This is a genomic window from Halosimplex aquaticum (assembly GCF_028747785.1).
Taxonomy (GTDB): Archaea; Halobacteriota; Halobacteria; order Halobacteriales; family Haloarculaceae; genus Halosimplex; species Halosimplex aquaticum.
This window is the reverse complement of the sequence record NZ_CP118158.1, coordinates 2,555,770-2,571,344: the sequence shown is the minus strand read 5'-3', so window position 1 is coordinate 2,571,344 and position 15,575 is coordinate 2,555,770. Positions and strand designations below refer to the sequence as shown.

17 protein-coding genes are annotated in these 15,575 nt (G+C 67.5%); 8 read left to right on the top strand and 9 right to left on the bottom strand.

Features of this window, described 5'->3' with window-relative positions; translation table 11 throughout:
• Positions 1-45: 45 nt before the first annotated feature.
• The 7 genes from PSC72_RS12990 to PSC72_RS12960 all read right to left on the bottom strand — a co-directional run bounded on the left by PSC72_RS12990 (position 46) and on the right by PSC72_RS12960 (position 6,685).
• The gene (locus PSC72_RS12990; RefSeq protein ID WP_274321832.1) at positions 46-786 is read right to left on the bottom strand and encodes a hypothetical protein; all 741 of its coding nucleotides are present in this window, start codon (positions 784-786) and stop codon (positions 46-48) included.
• Positions 779-1,150 (bottom strand): hypothetical protein, encoded by a 372-nt coding sequence (locus tag PSC72_RS12985; RefSeq protein ID WP_274321831.1) that lies wholly within the window; start codon positions 1,148-1,150, stop codon positions 779-781. The genes PSC72_RS12990 and PSC72_RS12985 overlap by 8 nt, the downstream gene beginning before the upstream one ends.
• A 77-nt stretch (positions 1,151-1,227) precedes the next feature.
• A complete protein-coding gene (locus PSC72_RS12980; RefSeq protein WP_274321708.1) occupies positions 1,228-2,226 on the bottom strand; it encodes a transposase in 999 nt (332 codons plus the stop codon).
• Positions 2,227-2,719: 493 nt separating this feature from the next.
• A complete protein-coding gene (locus PSC72_RS12975) occupies positions 2,720-3,766 on the bottom strand; it encodes a dipeptide epimerase (RefSeq protein ID WP_274321830.1) in 1,047 nt (348 codons plus the stop codon).
• Positions 3,767-3,772: 6 nt separating this feature from the next.
• Positions 3,773-4,795 (bottom strand): DUF1611 domain-containing protein, encoded by a 1,023-nt coding sequence (locus tag PSC72_RS12970; RefSeq protein ID WP_274321829.1) that lies wholly within the window; start codon positions 4,793-4,795, stop codon positions 3,773-3,775.
• Positions 4,796-5,215: 420 nt separating this feature from the next.
• Positions 5,216-6,115 carry a Vms1/Ankzf1 family peptidyl-tRNA hydrolase gene (locus PSC72_RS12965; RefSeq protein WP_274321828.1) on the bottom strand — a complete coding sequence of 300 codons (900 nt, stop codon included), beginning with the start codon at positions 6,113-6,115 and terminating at the stop codon, positions 5,216-5,218.
• Positions 6,116-6,223: 108 nt separating this feature from the next.
• Positions 6,224-6,685 (bottom strand): DUF5802 family protein, encoded by a 462-nt coding sequence (locus PSC72_RS12960; RefSeq protein ID WP_274321827.1) that lies wholly within the window; start codon positions 6,683-6,685, stop codon positions 6,224-6,226.
• Between the two features lie 160 nt (positions 6,686-6,845).
• Here PSC72_RS12960 and PSC72_RS12955 point away from each other — a divergent pair, with 160 nt between their 5' ends.
• Together PSC72_RS12955 and PSC72_RS12950 are read left to right on the top strand one after the other, a co-directional pair.
• The gene (locus PSC72_RS12955; RefSeq protein WP_274321826.1) at positions 6,846-7,505 is read left to right on the top strand and encodes a DUF1405 domain-containing protein; all 660 of its coding nucleotides are present in this window, start codon (positions 6,846-6,848) and stop codon (positions 7,503-7,505) included.
• A gap of 103 nt (positions 7,506-7,608) precedes the next feature.
• The gene (locus PSC72_RS12950) at positions 7,609-8,256 is read left to right on the top strand and encodes an ArsR/SmtB family transcription factor (RefSeq protein ID WP_274321825.1); all 648 of its coding nucleotides are present in this window, start codon (positions 7,609-7,611) and stop codon (positions 8,254-8,256) included.
• 69 nt (positions 8,257-8,325) lie between these two features.
• On the opposite strand, the gene PSC72_RS12945 is transcribed toward PSC72_RS12950, so the two are convergent.
• Both PSC72_RS12945 and PSC72_RS12940 read right to left on the bottom strand, forming a co-directional pair.
• Positions 8,326-8,673 (bottom strand): hypothetical protein, encoded by a 348-nt coding sequence (locus PSC72_RS12945; protein WP_274321824.1) that lies wholly within the window; start codon positions 8,671-8,673, stop codon positions 8,326-8,328.
• Between the two features lie 26 nt (positions 8,674-8,699).
• Positions 8,700-9,347: a hypothetical protein gene (locus PSC72_RS12940; protein WP_274321823.1), complete on the bottom strand. Its 648-nt coding sequence runs from the start codon at positions 9,345-9,347 to the stop codon at positions 8,700-8,702.
• 154 nt (positions 9,348-9,501) lie between these two features.
• Between PSC72_RS12940 and PSC72_RS12935 the strand changes: the two genes are divergently transcribed.
• The 6 genes from PSC72_RS12935 to PSC72_RS12910 all read left to right on the top strand — a co-directional run bounded on the left by PSC72_RS12935 (position 9,502) and on the right by PSC72_RS12910 (position 15,521).
• Positions 9,502-10,350 (top strand): alpha/beta fold hydrolase, encoded by an 849-nt coding sequence (locus PSC72_RS12935; RefSeq protein WP_274321822.1) that lies wholly within the window; start codon positions 9,502-9,504, stop codon positions 10,348-10,350.
• Positions 10,351-10,530: 180 nt separating this feature from the next.
• Entirely contained in the window at positions 10,531-11,307 is a 777-nt protein-coding gene (locus tag PSC72_RS12930; protein WP_274321821.1) for an SRPBCC family protein, read from the top strand.
• Between the two features lie 41 nt (positions 11,308-11,348).
• Entirely contained in the window at positions 11,349-12,518 is a 1,170-nt protein-coding gene (locus PSC72_RS12925) for a zinc-dependent alcohol dehydrogenase (RefSeq protein WP_382261861.1), read from the top strand.
• A gap of 55 nt (positions 12,519-12,573) precedes the next feature.
• Entirely contained in the window at positions 12,574-13,827 is a 1,254-nt protein-coding gene (gatD, locus tag PSC72_RS12920) for a Glu-tRNA(Gln) amidotransferase subunit GatD (RefSeq protein ID WP_274321819.1), read from the top strand.
• A 9-nt stretch (positions 13,828-13,836) separates the two neighbouring features.
• On the top strand, positions 13,837-14,793 hold the full coding sequence (locus tag PSC72_RS12915) for a GNAT family N-acetyltransferase (RefSeq protein ID WP_274321818.1): 957 nt from the start codon (positions 13,837-13,839) through the stop codon (positions 14,791-14,793).
• 320 nt (positions 14,794-15,113) lie between these two features.
• Positions 15,114-15,521 carry a PaaI family thioesterase gene (locus PSC72_RS12910; protein ID WP_274321817.1) on the top strand — a complete coding sequence of 136 codons (408 nt, stop codon included), beginning with the start codon at positions 15,114-15,116 and terminating at the stop codon, positions 15,519-15,521.
• Positions 15,522-15,575 lie beyond the last annotated feature (54 nt).

The following is a 15,575-nucleotide window of genomic DNA, read 5'->3' as shown; positions in this document are numbered from 1 at the left end:
ATTTTTGGGCTATTTAAATAATGGCATAAATAGCCCAGATGTAGATCAGGACCCGTCGGGGCCAGTTCGTATGTAGTATTGCGATGTACCTGTCCATCCAGTATCTCGATAGATGATTTCTCCGGACATCGTGTAGTACTTCCAAGTGAATCTAGATTCACTCTCTATCCATCTATAATCACTTCCATTTGCATCAGGTGCTACCTGACACTCTACTGTTGGAAGTTCGTCAATATCAGAACTGCTGTCGGGAGATGACGGGCTGGTAGGCCATGTATCCCAAGAATCAATAGTCCATTCATCACCATACTCATCATGATCGCGTCTGTCTACCTCTCTCTCTGCACTGCTTGACAATGGGTGAGAGACAGATATTCCCGCTGTGAATGGCCCTACGCCGACTCCAGCTGTAGCTGTCAGGGAAGTAACGGTCATGTCGCCATCACCACTATCTGTCGTTTTGGGGCGTGGATCTTTTAGACTTGTTTCCGAATGATCTCTTGGATTGATCCGGAATTCAACGTCCATTGCATAATTATTCCCGAGATTACTGCGGTCATTTACTTTACTGGGGTGTTTATCGTCTATCCAATAACCAGTCCGGAAAATAAAGTCTTGCCCGGCTGAATTGATATCTCGGATTGAAGCATCAGAACCCCCATTATCTTCCATAAGCTGGGCAAGCCTGTACTCCTCTTGCTCTTCAGAGACATCTCGTGCGGGCGCATATTCTCGCTTATTGGAATATTCATCAGTATAGATGTCTCCAACATCGTAATCAGTCATTGTTTAGCCCTCCAACTATGTCGGCTCGGCTCTTGCTAGACTCTGGTGGAAGCAGCGTAAATCCGACACGTTGTCGACCATTCGGTGCTTTGAATTCTCCGACGATTTGATCTCCGGTATCGTTTACTTTTGCCATGGAGGGTATTTTCTTCTTCTTAAACTTGCCACCGATCTTCATTTTATAATACCTTTCTGTTCCTTTATTCCGTCCCGGGATATCTCCCTTTACTGGAACTTTTCCTTTTAACAAGCTCACACTTCGCTTTTTACTTCTTTCACGGCGTTTGCGCAACTCCTTTCTTTGTTCTTCCTTTGATGGGATCTCAGCGTCGTCAGGAAGTTTTTCATATGGGAGTCTACTCACTTTCGCGTATTCTGGAATTTCACCCTTCAATTGAGATGCATCATAGCCTTTTCTACGAGGGTGTCATAGAATCCATCTCATACCGTGATGACGGTGCTTCCCGGATTGTCACCTCGTTCGTAGTTGGTGACGGCGACGACGAGTCGAACGCAGAGCGCAAGGAACACCTGCGCTCGGGCGTGGACGCGGCCTCGGGCGCGTAGCGTCCCGAGGCCGCAGTCCTTGACCGCATCGTTCGTTCGCTCGACCTGACTCCGGCGGTTGTACGTCTCGTCTAGGATCGACTGTTTGAGCTGAATCTCGTCACTGTGTTTCTCGATGCGGTCTTCGACTCTGTACTTGATATTGAGCGGATCGTCGGTGTTTCGCGGGTTGTACGGGGCGATTGGCACGACTCCTGCGGTCAGCAGGAGGTCGTGCCAGTCGAGCGTGTCGTAGGCGCTGTCACCGAGCATCCAGATCGGCTGGGCGACGGCGAGCGCGTCACGGGTGACGCGCATCGCCGTCTCTTCTGCGGCTTGTTTGCTCTCGGTGAACTCGGCTGCAATCGGGATCTTTGCGCCGGTTGAGACGATCGTACAGCCGTAGCCGTAATAGTACTCCTCAGCGGTTGGGTCGTAGTTCTTCGACGCATCTGGGTCGGATGGCATCGCTCGCACGTCCGTCGAATCGATTCGGTAGGTCATGTCGAGCAGGCCGCGGGCGGCGGCCTGCTCGACGAGGTGGTCGAAGACTTCGTCGACGACGTGTTCGAGGTCGGTGAGGAAGCGATCGACCGCGTCTCTTGAGGGCGGTCGATCGAAGCCACAGCTGAGCCAGACGACCGTGTTCTGGAGTTCTCGTGTGACCGGGCGAATGCCGTAGATGTCCTTGTAGTAGCAGTGGAGGAACGCTCGGAAGAGTTCTGGTGGGTGGTGGTCTCGTGTTCGCCCCCGGCGAGCGGGGGCGAACACGTCGAACTCGCTGAAAAAGTCGAACTCAAGATGCTCGAACAACGCGAGCGTCTCGGTAGCCACGACATTGAAGAACTCGTCGATAGAACCCTCTTCTTGCAGGGTGCTGGCGCTCGTAGACACAGTTCCAACACCCTGCGTCCTCGTGTGTGAGGCTTTCTATGACACCCTCTTTTCTACGTGAAAATTCGAGGTTTCCTCTTACCTTTTGTTCGTTCGGATATTTTACATCTGCTGATATATTTCCGAGGACAGATTGAGTTTTTGCATCATAGGCAATTCCTCGGTACCGCTTTTTGTTGTTATCGGCTATAGCTGTTCCACTTGCGAAAAGCAATCCAGAAGACCCTGCTCCAATACTCTTTATTACTTTCCGCCTACTTGTGTCATTAGTATGTTCAGACACAGTTAAGTTGTTGTTTGGTTAGTACTTAATACTTTGCATGGTGTTGTCATAAGATGATCTGATACAGAAGAGCCGTCAAAACACCCAAACCAACTATCACATGATTGCCTCGGCTGTTCAGTCATGTGATACTGTCCCAATCGAACATCTGAATGTTGTCTACGAGCTGGTGCTTGGTATCTACATAGCTATCGTCGACCGGCTATAGGTTCAGCACCGATCCACCGCCGTGGTTCCTGGCCGATCGACCCCACCGAGGTCGATATCGCCCCCGGGCATCGGCACGCCGTCGAACGGGTCCGAATCGAGCAACAGCGACCCATCGAGGTCGACGTAGTCGAACAGCGGCGCGAGGTGAGCGCTCGCCGCGATGGAGGCGTTCGAGGCGACCATACAGCCGAGCATCGCCTCGCAGCCGTGGGCGTGCGCGACCGCGGCGACTTCCCGCGTCGCCCGCAGACTCCCGCACTTCTGGACCTTCGCGACGACGACGTCCACGGCGTCCGCGACCCGGGCCGCGTCCGCCGCCGTCTCGACCGACTCGTCGGCCGCGACCGGGACGGCGCCGCGCTCGCGAACGTGGCGCAGCCCCGCGACGTCGTCGCCGGGGACCGGCTGTTCGACGAACTCGACGCCGTGGTCGGCGAGCGTCTCGGATCTGGCGACGGCTTCGCCGGGCGTCCAGGCGCCGTTGGCGTCGACCCTGATCCGCGCCTCGGGCGCGCCCTCTCGGACCGCCGCCAGCCGTTCGGCGTCCTCGCCCGTCCCCAGTTTCACCTTCAGGACGGAGAAGCCGTCTGCGACCGCGCGCTCGGCCTTCGCGCGCATCTCCTCGGGATCGGCCGACCCGATGGAGAACGACGACGTGGGTGCCTCAGCGGGGTCGAGACCCCACTGGCGGTACAGGGGCACGTCGAGCCGTTTGGCGGCCAAGTCGGCGAGGGCAATATCCACTGCGGCCCGCGCGGCGGGGTTGCGGCCGACGACCTGGCGCAACTCGCGCTCGATCCGCTGGCGAGCGTGGGGGTCACCGACCCGCTCGACGACCTCCAGGTACTCGGGCAACACGGCCTCGACCGTCTCGGGCGTCTCGCCGTAGTACGACGACGGCGCGGCGGCGCCGATCCCCTCGTGGGTCCCGTCGCTGATCCGGACGAGGACGTTCTCGGCGGTCTCGGTCGTGCCGCGAGCGATGGTGAACGGGTCCGCGAGTGGGAGCGAGAGTCGCTCGAATTCCGTATCAAGGTCCGGAGACACGGAAATTCACTCCTCGCCGAGCGCCGCGGGCAGTATCTCCGCCGCGTCGAACCGGACGGGATCGGTCGCGGGCGCGCCGATGGCTTCGGCATATTCCTCGACGGCCGCGCCGGCCGCGTCGTCGTCGAGACGCTGGGTGTTGAGCGCGCCGGCGACGACATCGGTGGGTGCAACGGGTTCGGCCATCGACTCGTACAGCGCCGCGTACTCGTCCGGTGGGGGGATCGGGACGTGCTCGTAGCCGTGGACGGCCTCGCGGCCGGCGACGTGGCAGAGCACCAGTCGGTCGGGCATCGCCCCGTGCAGAATGGCCGTCGTCACGGCCGAGTACGCGGGGTGGGCCAGCGACCCCTGTCCCTCGACGAAGAGCACGTCGTACTCGGCGGCGCGCTCCTCGACCATCCGCTCGACCGCGCCGGCGGCGAAGTCGGCGACGACGCGGTCGACTGCGATCCCGTAGTTCTCGATGGCGATGCCGGTCTGGCCGGTGGGGACGACGCCGGCGTCGACGCCCCGCTCGCGGGCCGCTTCGGCGAGTTCGAACGCCGTCGTCATCTTCCCCGACGAGCAGTCCGTCCCGACGGTCAGGACCACGTCGGCGTCGACCTCGCTCGCGGTGCCGTCGCTGACGGTCAGGTCGTCGGGCGGCCGGCGCAGGTCCCGGAGTTCGCAGTCGTGTTCGTCGGCCAGTCGGGCGAACTCCTCGTCGTCCGCGAGGAAGTAGTGGAGCCCAGCGATCACGTCGCAGCCCCGCTCCAGCGCGCCGCGAACGTCCGGCCGCCAGGTCTCGTCGAACCCGCCCCCGATGGGCGCGATGCCGACGAGCAGGGCGTCGATGGGGCCGGCCACGTCGTCGATGCCGGCGACGATGGGCGCGTCCTGCACGTCGGGGACGTGGTCGCGGACGCGCTCGCCGGCCCGGGTTCGGTCGAGGACCGCCGCCACCTCATCGTCGCCGTACCGCAGGACGCCGACGGCCGTCTTCGCGCGGTCGGGGAACTGCTCGTGAGCGAGGATGGCGACGCGCATGGACGGGTGTTGGTCGCCGGGCGATTTAATCGCACGGTGGATCGAGGAACAGAGTTTGTGAGCCGAACAGTACCCGACAGCACCGCCGGCTCGATCCCGACTGCAAACAGCGTGAAAGCCCCGGCCGTCTGAACTCCCGCGCCTCGCTGCGCTCCTCGGACTTCGTCCTGCGGTGCTTGCTTCGTCGGGGTTCGTTCAGACGGCCGCCCCTTTCATTCCCACCCGTACCAGCCGTTTCAACAGTCTATGCGGGTGGGAATGAAGGGGGCCGACCGCTTCGGGAAGACGGACGACGTACGCACTGCAGGGAGCGAAGCGACCGAAGCGCGCAGCGAGTCCCTCGACCGGAGCGGTCGGGGGCTTTTACGCTGTTTGCGGTTGCTGTCGCCCAGTTCGATCCTCCAGGCACTCCAATCCACGCTACAGCGCCCGCAACTGCACCCGCCAGAACTCCCGGAAGGCCTTCTCCAGCGCCGGTTCGGGGTCGCCGCTCGCGCTCACGGACGAAACCGTGTCGGCCACCTCCTCGAACTCGTCGAGCACCGTGCGCTCGCCGACGACGATCAGCCGGTCGGTCTCGCTGTCGTCCAGCGCGACCCGGCACCGTTCCAGGTGGTTGTCGATCTGCTCGTCGCGCAGGCGCTCGAAGCGGGCCTGCGAGTAGCCGCCCTTCGAGTGTTGGCTCTTCAGGTCGGAGTCGAACCCCTGGTAGGCGACCCGCTCGTCGCCGTCGTACTCGCCCATCGCGAAGAGATCCGAGCGGACGAGCGCGAAGGTGAACGACCCCGTAGGCTCGAACCACGACCGCTCGAACGCGAACTCGTCGTCCCACGTGGCGAAGGACGCCGGCGGGTTCGGGACGGAGAGGCAGGCGTCGACGAGCGCGGCGTCGTCGGTGACGGCGAGACAGGGTGCGGCCCGCCCGACGAGCGCGGCGCGTTCGCCGAAGGCGTCCCGCACCGACTCCGAGAGGTCGTGCCCGTCCGGAACGTAGGCGGTGAACGCGCCCTCGGGGTCGGTCTCCACGGACTCCAGCCGGTCGAGGACCGCCCGGAGCCGGCCGTCCTGCAGGGTCTCGGTGCGTGCGAACGAGCGGTCGACGCCGGCCTCGTCCGACCGCCGGCGCTCGACCTCGCCTTCGAGTTCGGCGATGCGGTCTTCGAGGCGGTTGACCCGCTCCTCGGCCTCCTGGCGGTCGCTGGCGGCGTCGGCCCGGCGCTCCTGCTCGGCTTCGAGCTGGCGCTCGCGGTGTTCGAGCTCCTCCTCGAGCTCCTCGATGCGCTCTCTGAGCTGGGCCCGACCGAGCACCCGGTCTAACATCACCGGATGGGGGCGCCGCTGGCGGTTAAAACTACAGGTCTCGGGCGGATCCCCGCGCGCGGAGCGGTGCGCCGGGGAGCCGCCCGACCCAGAGAACGGCGCGGCCGGTCAGATCCCGGTCGGACCGTCGAAGCCCCCGCGGTCGAACGGGCCGTCATCGAAGGAGCCGCCGTCGAACGCGTCGCCACCGGGGTCGTCGGGGACGAACTCGTCTATCGCTTCGTCGCTCGTGGGCGTCCCGGCCGCCACCGAGAGCAGTTGCTTCGCCCGCTCGGCCTTGGCGAGGAACACCTCCCGGAGCGACGGCGGGTTGCGGATGCGCGTCGCTTCGACGAGTTCCTCGGGGACGGCGACGGTGTCCGCGGGGACGCTGTCGTCCCCGTATACGGTGAAGTGTGTGTTCTCCAGTTTCATCACCAGCGGGAGATCTGTCCGCTGGATCCCGTCGTCCGCGTACAGTTGCCGATTGACCTGCTCGTGCTGGGCGCGCGAGATGGCCGCCGCGTCGCCCTCGCTGGGCTCGACGTAGAGCCTGCCCAGGTAGTAGCCGCTGGAGAACTGTTCGAACATTGCTGTGCGAGTGTATCACACGCACGGATGCTGATAAGGCTTGCCCGGTACGCTTATACCGCCGCGCTTTCAGACCGCACGAGGCGGCCGCGACGACGCCGTTTCGGCGCTCGCCCCGGTGTTCGACACGGCTTTGTATCCGGCACCCACCTCGTCGGGCATGGAGTGGCCGCTGGCCGGCGAGGGCCGGACGGACGTGATCCCGCGGCGGTGGGCGCGGTACTACCTGGAGAACGCGCCCAGCCTAGTCTGGCTCGTCTTCGCCAACGTCGCCGGCGTCTTCGTCGGCGTCTTCTTCTACCTCCCGACCCTGCCCGAGGTGGAGACGCTGGCCTGGCCGCTGTACATGGACTCGCCGGTCGCGACGCTGCTGATGGCGCTCGCGCTGGCGACGCTGCTGCCGAACCTCGGGAAGCGACTCGACGCTGCGCCGACCAACCTCGTCCTCGCGTACCTGCACACGATCGCGTTCGTCTGGCTGGTCGAGACCGGCCTGTGGACGGCGCTCGCCCTCAACCTCCACGTCGGCCTGTACTTCCCCGACCTCTGGCGGTACTTCGGCGTCCTCGTGACCCACGTCCTGTTCGTCCCGGAGGCGTACCTGCTCCCGCACTTCGGCCGGACGACGCCCGGCGCGCTGGCCCTCGCCCTGGCACTCACCCTGGTCAACGACGTGCTGGACTACGGCTTCGGACTCCACCCCCCGCTCCGGTACGAGCCCGGACTCGTGCTGATCGCCGGGAGCGTCGGGACGTCCCTCCTCGCCGTGGGGCTGGCCGCCCACGCGTTCGGGCGACTGTCCCCGGAACCGGAGCGGTGACGGATCCCCGCCGCCCGGCGCCGTCCCGTGAGCGGCGCCGGCCGCGAGACGGCGTCGGAACGGTGGGATACGCTTATCAGTCTCGACCGCGAACCTCAGGTGAATGGACTCCGCCGAACTGCTCGACCTGCTCGGCAACGCCAACCGTCGGCGGATCCTCCGGCTGCTCGCGCACAAGCCCTGTTACGTCACGGAGATCAGCGAGTACATCGGCGTGAGCCCGAAGGCGGTCATCGACCACCTCGAACGCCTCGACGACGCGGGCCTCGTCGAGAGCAGCGTCGACGACCAGCGCCGGAAGTACTTCCGCATCGCCCGGAACCTCCGGCTGGAGGTCACCGTTTCGCCGTACCAGTTCGGGACCAAGAGCGCCTATCCCGGCAGTTCCATCGACGTGGCGTCCTGCCGGCACGTCTCTATCGACGCCGAGGTCGAGGAGGGCCGCGACGCCCGCGAACTCGCGGCGGAACTCGACCGCCTGCAGGACCTCGACCGGGAACTGTCGCTCGCTCAGCGGTGGGTCCACGGCCGGCTCTCCGAGGTCATGGAGGAACTCACCGACCAGTTCGAGGGCGAGGACGCCCGCCTGCTCGGCGACGTGGTCTCGGCGCTCGCGACGCGCTCGGGGACCGTCGAGGAGGTCAGCCGCCGGGTCGAGGCGCCACCGGAAGTCGTCGAGGAGGCCCTCGAACGGCTGGCGGAGGAAGGCATCGCCGAGCGCGACGACGGCGAGTGGCGCCTGCCCGAGTGAGAGGGACGGTACGCCCGCGCGGTCGCGTCGACTGCCGCGGCCACACGGCGCTCCGGGTCGGCGCTCCGCTCAGTCGCCTTCGATCTCGTATCTCCGTTCCGCGTCGCGCCTGTCGATGTCCTGTTCGACCAGTTTCGGGACAAGTTCCTCGTCGTCCGCGCCCGTGACGGACACCACGCCGACGAACAGGGCGCCGCCGGCCACGCCGAGCAGGAGCGAGTCGGCGAGCGCACCGTAGCCGGCACTCGCGAGCGCGACGGCCCCCGCGATCAGGTACCGCAGGAGCCGCCGTTTACGGAGTTCCCGTTCGTGCGCGCCGACGACGGCCTCGCCGCGGCCCGCCTCGATAGTTCGGTAGACCGGCCCGTCGTCGGTGTGGTAGCGGAGTACGTCGACCGGACCGCCCTCGGAGTCCATGGACCGACCGTGTTCGTGCCGGGGAATTAAACGTCGCGGGTCAGCCCGTCGCGCAGGTCCCGGCCGAAGTAGTGGCCGAGTACGGCGACGAGGATGCCCGTCGTGGCGCCGACGGCCGCGAACTGCGTCAGGCCGAGGTCCGAGAGGAGGGCGAACCGGACGAACGCGCCGGACGTGATGGAGACGACCGCGGCCGCCGCGCCCGCGACGGCGACCGGGAGGTACCGGCGCTGGCCGCTCGCCAGTCCGAGGACGAAGGCCCCGAGGAAGATGCCGGCGACGCCGGCGAGCGTGCCGACGAGCGGGACCGCGCTTCCCGCCAGCATCCCGCCGATCACGACGACGAGGGCGAGCAGGAACGAGCGGGCGGAGGGAACGTCGGGCGCGAGGCTCGGCAGCGAGAGCGACGGACGGCTCAGCGAGGGGGTCAGCCGCGACAGCAGCCCCGGCCCCGACGCCGAGTCCGACTCGGTCGCGGACGGATCGGCGGCGTCCGCGTTCGACCCCCCGCTCGCGCCCACGTCGGTCGTCAGCGCGTCGACGTCGACGCCGAGTTCGTCGTCGCCGAGACCGACGTCGTCGCCGCCGCTGGCGTCGATATCTCCGGCGAACTCGTCGTCGAGGAGGTCGTCGACGTCGTCCCCGGACGTCCGTTCGTCCGTCCGCTCTGACATACTCGCCACTCCGCGCCGAGGCCCCATGTGCCTTTTCCTCCCGTCCCCGCAGAGGCGACACAACCTCCGGCGGCGGTCGCGTCTCGACCGACGGATCCCGCCGTCGGTTTCCGGCGCCCGCACGTTTTTGCGGGCGATCCGCGTACGGGGTGACATGACAGTCGAGACGCGGCTGCCGGAGGAGTGGACCGAGGGCTTCGTCGAGGTGGACGACGGGGTACGACTGCACTACGCGCGGACCGGCGGCGACGGCCCGCCGCTGGTCGTCGCCCACGGCGTCTTCGACGACGGGCTCGCCCGGATCCCGCTCGCCCGCGACCTCGAAGACGAGTACGACGTGGTCCTCTACGACGCTCGCGGCCACGGCCAGTCCGACGCGCCGGAGTCGGGCTACGGCGCCGACGACCGCGCCGCCGACCTCGTGGGGCTGCTCGACGAACTCGGCATCGAGAACCCGCTCCTGCTGGGCCACTCGATGGGCGGCGACACCGTGCTCGCGACCGCGGCGAACTACCCCGACCGACCGCGGGCGGTCGTCGCCGTCGACCCCGCCGGACTGCTCGCGCACAACCGGGACAACCGCGGCGACGACGGCCTCGACGAGGAGGAGATCGAGGGCGTCCGCGAGCAGGTGCTGTGGTGGCACGACCACTCGAAGGCCGAGCTGCTGGAGGCCGACGACGAACTCGCGGGCCACGTCGAGGCCGGTCAGGAGGAACTCGCGAGTCTGCTCGCCGACGCCCGCCTGCGCGTCAGCGCGAACATCACCGAGGTGTTCCGGAGCGGGTGGGCCGACCCCGCCGACTACTACTCGGACATCGACGCGCCGACGCTGGTCCTGCGCGCCGACGTGGACGAGCAGGCCCGGGAGCGAGACCGCGAGAGCGTCGACCTGATCCCGGACGGTCGGCTCGTCCACGTCGACGACGCCGGTCACTGCGTCTTCCGCGACCAGCGTTCGGTCGCGACAGACGAGGTTCGGTCGTTCCTCGCCGGGCGCTGAGCGTTTCCGTCCGCAGGGCCAACCGCGCCCGGACTCGCTGCCTGCTGGTGCAGGGCGGAGACTGACGGGGAGACCGCCCGAGGATCGGATCCGAGCGTCGTCGCCCGAACCCGACGCGAACGGCGTCGGCGCGCCAGCGCACGGCCGCGGCGGCCCGTGAGCCGTGCGGGTGAGCTTTCCATGACCAGCCAGACCACACAGCCGGGCGAACGCGAATCGTCGGACGCCGGGAGATCCGGCGGTCCGAACAGTGGAACCGACACGGGAAAACAGCGACGCGCCGCGGCCGGCATCGCCGGCGGCGCGCTCCTCCTCTACGGGATCAGCAAGCGGTCGATCCGCGGCATCGCTGCGGCCATCGCGGGGGGATGGCTGCTGAATCGGGCGATCCGCGGCGGCGACTCGACCGGCGGTTCCGGCAACTGGAGCGCCCGCCAGGAGCAGTCCCCGACGGGGGCACCCCTCGACGCGCCCGAGGTCCAGCGCTCGATCACGATCGAACGGCCGGCCGAGGAGCTGTACGACCACTGGCGCGACCCGGAGACGCACGAGCAGATCTGGGCGCACTTCGCCGAGGTCGACCGGATCGGCGAGGACCGCCAGCACTGGGCCGTCGGCGGCCCCCGGAACACCACCGTCGAGTGGGACGCCGAGACCGTCGCCGCCGAGCCGGGCGAGTTCCTCCGCTGGAAGTCCCTCCCCGGCGCGCGGATCCCCAACGAGGGGTCGGTCCGGTTCAAGTCGCGCGAGAACGGCGAGGAGACCGAGGTGACGCTCCACCTGCGCTTCGACCCGCCGGGCGGGCGCGTCGGCACCGCGCTGGCCGAGCGGTTCGACCTCCTCCCCGACGCGGCCGCGGGGACGGCGCTCCGCCGGTTCAAGAGCCTCGTCGAGACGGGCGAGATCCCGACGCTCGAACACAACCCGTCGGCCCGCGGGGAGGGCGATCTGGTGTGAGCGACGCCACGAGCGGGGCGGGCGCGACCGGCATCGGATCGATGCGGGCGCTCTGCTGGCACGGCACCGACGACCTCCGCGTCGACTCCGTCCCGCGACCGTCGCTCGTCAACCCCAAGGACGCCATCCTGCGGGTGACGGCCTCGACGGCCTGCGGATCGGACCTGCACATCGTCGACGGCTACATCCCGACCATGCGCGAGGGTGACGTGCTCGGCCACGAGTTCGTCGGCGAGGTCGCCGAGACCGGCGAGGCCGTCGAGGACGTCGAGGCCGGCCAGCGCGTGGTCGTCCCCTCGTTCATCGGCTGTGGCGCCTGCGCCTACTGCCGGGACGACCTCTGGTCGCTCTGTGACAACACCAACCCCAACGCCGAAATGCAGGAGCCGATCCTCGGCGACTCGACCGCCGGGATCTACGGCTACACGCACGCCTTCGGCGGGTACGCCGGCTCGCACGCCGAGTACATCCGCGTGCCCCACGCCGACGAGAACTGCTTCGAGGTCCCGGACGAACTCGACGACACGCAGGCGCTGTTCGCCTCCGACGCGTGGCCGACGGGCTACATGGGCGCGGACTTCTGCGACATCGAGGACGGCGACACCGTCGCCGTGTGGGGCTGCGGCGGCGTCGGCCTCATGGCCCAGCAGAGCGCCGACCTCATGGGCGCCGAGCAGGTGATCGCCATCGACCGCTTCCCCGAGCGCCTGGACGCGGCCCGCGAGCACGCCGGCGCGGAGACCATCGACTACACGGAGGCCGACAGCGTCGTCAAGCGACTGGACGCGATGACCGGCGGACGGGGCCCGGACGCCTGCATCGACGCCGTCGGGATGGAGGCCCACGGGACCGGCCTCGCCCACCGCTACGACCGCGCGAAACAGCAGTTCGGCCTGCACACCGACCGCGGCGAGGCGCTCCGGCAGGCGATGGTCGCCTGCCGGAAGGGCGGCACCCTGTCGATCCTGGGCGTCTACGGCCTGATGGACAAGTTCCCGCTCGGCGTCCTGATGAACAAGGGGATCACCGTGAAGACCGCCCAGCAGCACGGCCAGCGGTACGTCCCCGACCTGCTCGACCTCGCCGTCGAGGGGGAGATGGACCCCTCCTACCTGGCGACCCACGAGTTCGCGCTGGAGGACGGCCCGGAAGCCTACCGGATGTTCCGCGAGAAGGAAGACGGGATGATCCGGCCGGTGTTCCGGCCCTGAGTGGGCGGGCGGTGAAATGAGGGGGTTGAAGTTGGCGGCGGCGGTACCCCGGACCATGAACGCAGGAGACCGCGTCCGCGTCGAGCGCGCGGGCCAGACGCACGAGGGGGTCCTGATGCCCTCGACGACCGGCGAGCACCTGGTCGTCAAGCTCGAAGGGGGGTACAACGTCGGCGTCGACCGCGAGGAGGCCGACGTGGAAGTCCTCGAATCGGACGTCTACGACGTCGAAGACGCCCAGGCCGAGAGCGAGCAGTCGACCATCGAGTTCGACGACGACCTGCCAACGATATCGCTCATCTCGACCGGCGGGACCATCGCCTCGACGGTCGACTACCGGACCGGCGCGGTCACCGCGCAGTTCGACGCCGAGGACGTGCTCCGCGCCGTCCCGGACCTCGCGGGGATGGCGAACTACCGCGGTCGCGTCGTCGCCAACATCCTCTCGGAGAACATGACGCCGGACGTCTGGCAGGACCTGGCCCACGCGATCCACGAGGAGATCGAGGCCGGCGCGGACGGCGTCGTCGTCATGCACGGCACCGACACCATGCAGTTCACCGCCAGCGCGATGGCGTTCATGCTCGACACGCCGGTCCCCGTCGTCTTCACGGGGAGCCAGCGCTCGGCGGACCGCCCGTCCTCGGACAACGTAATGAACGCCGTCTGCGCCGTCGAGGCTGCCAAGTCCGACTGCGCGGAGGTCCTCATCTGCATGCACGCCAGCGAGTCAGACGACCGCTGCGCCCTCCACCGCGGCGTCCGCGCGCGGAAGAACCACACCTCCCGTCGGGACGCCTTCGAGACGGTCGGCGCGAAGCCGCTCGGCGAGGCCGACTACGGCGTCGACGGCGACCCCGAGATCACCTTCCGCCGCGAGTACCGCGAGCGCGGCGCGACCGAACTCGACGCCGACACCGACATCGAGACAGACGTCGAACTCCTGAAGTTCACACCCGGCACCGATCCCGCCTTCCTCGACGCCCTCGACGGGAAGTCGGGCGTCGTGCTCGAAGGCACGGGACTGGGGCACGTCCACACCGACTGGATCCCGACTATCGAGGAGCTGGTCGACGACGGGACGACCGTCGTGATGACGAGCCAGTGCCTCGAAGGGCGGGTCTGCGACCGGGTGTACGACACCGGGCGCGACCTGCTGGAGGCGGGCATCGTCGAGGGCGAGGACACGCTCCCCGGGACGGCGAAGGTGAAGCTGATGTGGGCGCTCGCGAACGTCGAGAGCGTCGAGGAGGCCATGTCGACCTCGCTCGCGGGCGAGATCCAGGACCGATCGGTCCCCTGGACCTGAGTGGTCGCGATGGAGGTACGACAGGCGCACGCCGCCGACCACGAGGACGTCGCGGCGTTCACCAGCGACACGTGGGGCGACCGCTTCGACCGCGGCGACTACATCGCCGACGTGTTCCCCGAGTGGGTCGAGAGCGACGGCCCCGGCCAGCGCACCGTCGTCGCCGAGGAGGACGGGCGCGTGATCGGCGTCTGTCAGGTCGTCCTGCTCTCCGAGCACGAGGCCTGGGCCCAGGGGATGCGCGTCGACGAGGACGCCCGGGCGAAGGGCGTCGCCGAGGCGATGAACGACGCGTGTTTCGACTGGGCGCGCGAACGCGGTGCGACGGTCTGCCGGAACATGGTGTTCTCGTGGAACGTCGCCGGCCTCGGCGCGGCCCGCGGCGTCGGCTACGACCCCGCCACGGAGTTCCGGTGGGCCCACCCCGACCCGGGCACGGACGCCCGGCTGGACGAGAGGGCTGACGGGGACGGCGGAACCGAGTTCGACGTGATCCCAGACCCCGACGCGGCGTGGAGCTACTGGCAGCGCAGCGACGCGAGCCGCGAACTCGCCGGCCTCGCGCTCGACCCCGAGGAGTCGTGGGCGCTCTCGGAGTGTCCGCGCGAGCGATTCCGCGAGGCCGCCGACGAGACCGCCGTCTTCGCCGTGCAGGACGCCGACGGGACCCGCGGCGCCGCGTACCGGACGCGGGACTACGAGCGCGAGAGCGGTGACGGGGAGGGTGGGGGTGAGGGAGAGACCGAGCTGTGGGTCGAGTACGGCGTCGGCGCGTGGGACGGCGTGCCCGCCGCGCAGGCGCTGTTCGCCGCCATCGCGTGTGACGCCGCGGAGATGGGGGCCGACCGGACCAGAGTGCTGATCCCCGAGACGCCCCGGCACGTCTCCGACGCCGCCTACGCCGGCATCCCCGTCAGCGAAGACCCCGACTTCGTCATGGCCGCCGATCTGACGGGTCGGATTTGAGGATCTGGTGAATACGGTCACGGCACCGCGGGGGACCGCAGATCCGAGAACAGCGTGAAAGCCCCGACCCGCACAGACTGTCGAAGCAGCCGACACGGGTGGGAATGAAAGGGGCGACGCGTTCGGCGAAGCCCGACGAAGCAAGCACGCGACCGCAGGGAGCGCGCGCAGCGAGGCGCGCGAGTCGAACGCGTCGGGGCTTTCACGCTGCTTTGCACGGTGATCCCGAGTGCGGTGGTGGCCGTCGTAGAGATTCGGGCACGAACATCTCATACACCTCGCCCGGAGATTTACACAGAGCCGACCCGAACCACTCGCACATGGACGTCGAGAGCTTCTTCGAGGAGATGCCGTTCGCGGACCTCCTCGGGATCGAACTCACGGAGATCGACGACGGCCACGCCGAGGGGCGCCTGGAGATGCGCGACGAACTGTCGTGGCATAGCGAGCGCGTGCTCGCCCACGGCGGGGTGACGTACACCCTCGCGGACACGGTCGGCGGCGCGGCGCTGGTCTCGCTGGTCGACCGGCCGGTTCCGACCGTGGACATGCGGATGGACTACCTCGAAGCGGGAACCGGAGACCTGACCGCCGAGGCCGACGTACTCCGGCAGGGGAGCGACGTGGGCGTCGTCGACGTCGACGTCTACGCCGACGACTCCGGCGGCGATGGCGACACCCACCTCGCCAGCGCCCGGGGAGTGTACAAGACCGGCGCGAGCGAGTGAGGCTCACTTGGGAGCTCGCTGTCTCGCCTCTCGGTCCCGGTCGCTCGTATCGCG

What these genes read in the sequence shown, in the direction of transcription:
- PSC72_RS12990 (WP_274321832.1), bottom strand. Translation starts at nt 786, where the DNA reads ATGACTGATTACGATGTTGGAGACATCTATACTGATGAATATTCCAAT.
- PSC72_RS12955 (WP_274321826.1), top strand. Translation starts at nt 6,846, where the DNA reads ATGGAGTGGCCGCTGGCCGGCGAGGGCCGGACGGACGTGATCCCGCGG.
- PSC72_RS12970 (WP_274321829.1), bottom strand. Translation starts at nt 4,795, where the DNA reads ATGCGCGTCGCCATCCTCGCTCACGAGCAGTTCCCCGACCGCGCGAAG.
- PSC72_RS12945 (WP_274321824.1), bottom strand. Translation starts at nt 8,673, where the DNA reads ATGGACTCCGAGGGCGGTCCGGTCGACGTACTCCGCTACCACACCGAC.
- PSC72_RS12940 (WP_274321823.1), bottom strand. Translation starts at nt 9,347, where the DNA reads ATGTCAGAGCGGACGGACGAACGGACGTCCGGGGACGACGTCGACGAC.
- PSC72_RS12915 (WP_274321818.1), top strand. Translation starts at nt 13,837, where the DNA reads ATGGAGGTACGACAGGCGCACGCCGCCGACCACGAGGACGTCGCGGCG.
- gatD (WP_274321819.1), top strand. Translation starts at nt 12,574, where the DNA reads ATGAACGCAGGAGACCGCGTCCGCGTCGAGCGCGCGGGCCAGACGCAC.
- PSC72_RS12925 (WP_382261861.1), top strand. Translation starts at nt 11,349, where the DNA reads ATGCGGGCGCTCTGCTGGCACGGCACCGACGACCTCCGCGTCGACTCC.
- PSC72_RS12910 (WP_274321817.1), top strand. Translation starts at nt 15,114, where the DNA reads ATGGACGTCGAGAGCTTCTTCGAGGAGATGCCGTTCGCGGACCTCCTC.
- PSC72_RS12960 (WP_274321827.1), bottom strand. Translation starts at nt 6,685, where the DNA reads ATGTTCGAACAGTTCTCCAGCGGCTACTACCTGGGCAGGCTCTACGTC.
- PSC72_RS12965 (WP_274321828.1), bottom strand. Translation starts at nt 6,115, where the DNA reads ATGTTAGACCGGGTGCTCGGTCGGGCCCAGCTCAGAGAGCGCATCGAG.
- PSC72_RS12950 (WP_274321825.1), top strand. Translation starts at nt 7,609, where the DNA reads ATGGACTCCGCCGAACTGCTCGACCTGCTCGGCAACGCCAACCGTCGG.
- PSC72_RS12935 (WP_274321822.1), top strand. Translation starts at nt 9,502, where the DNA reads ATGACAGTCGAGACGCGGCTGCCGGAGGAGTGGACCGAGGGCTTCGTC.
- PSC72_RS12930 (WP_274321821.1), top strand. Translation starts at nt 10,531, where the DNA reads ATGACCAGCCAGACCACACAGCCGGGCGAACGCGAATCGTCGGACGCC.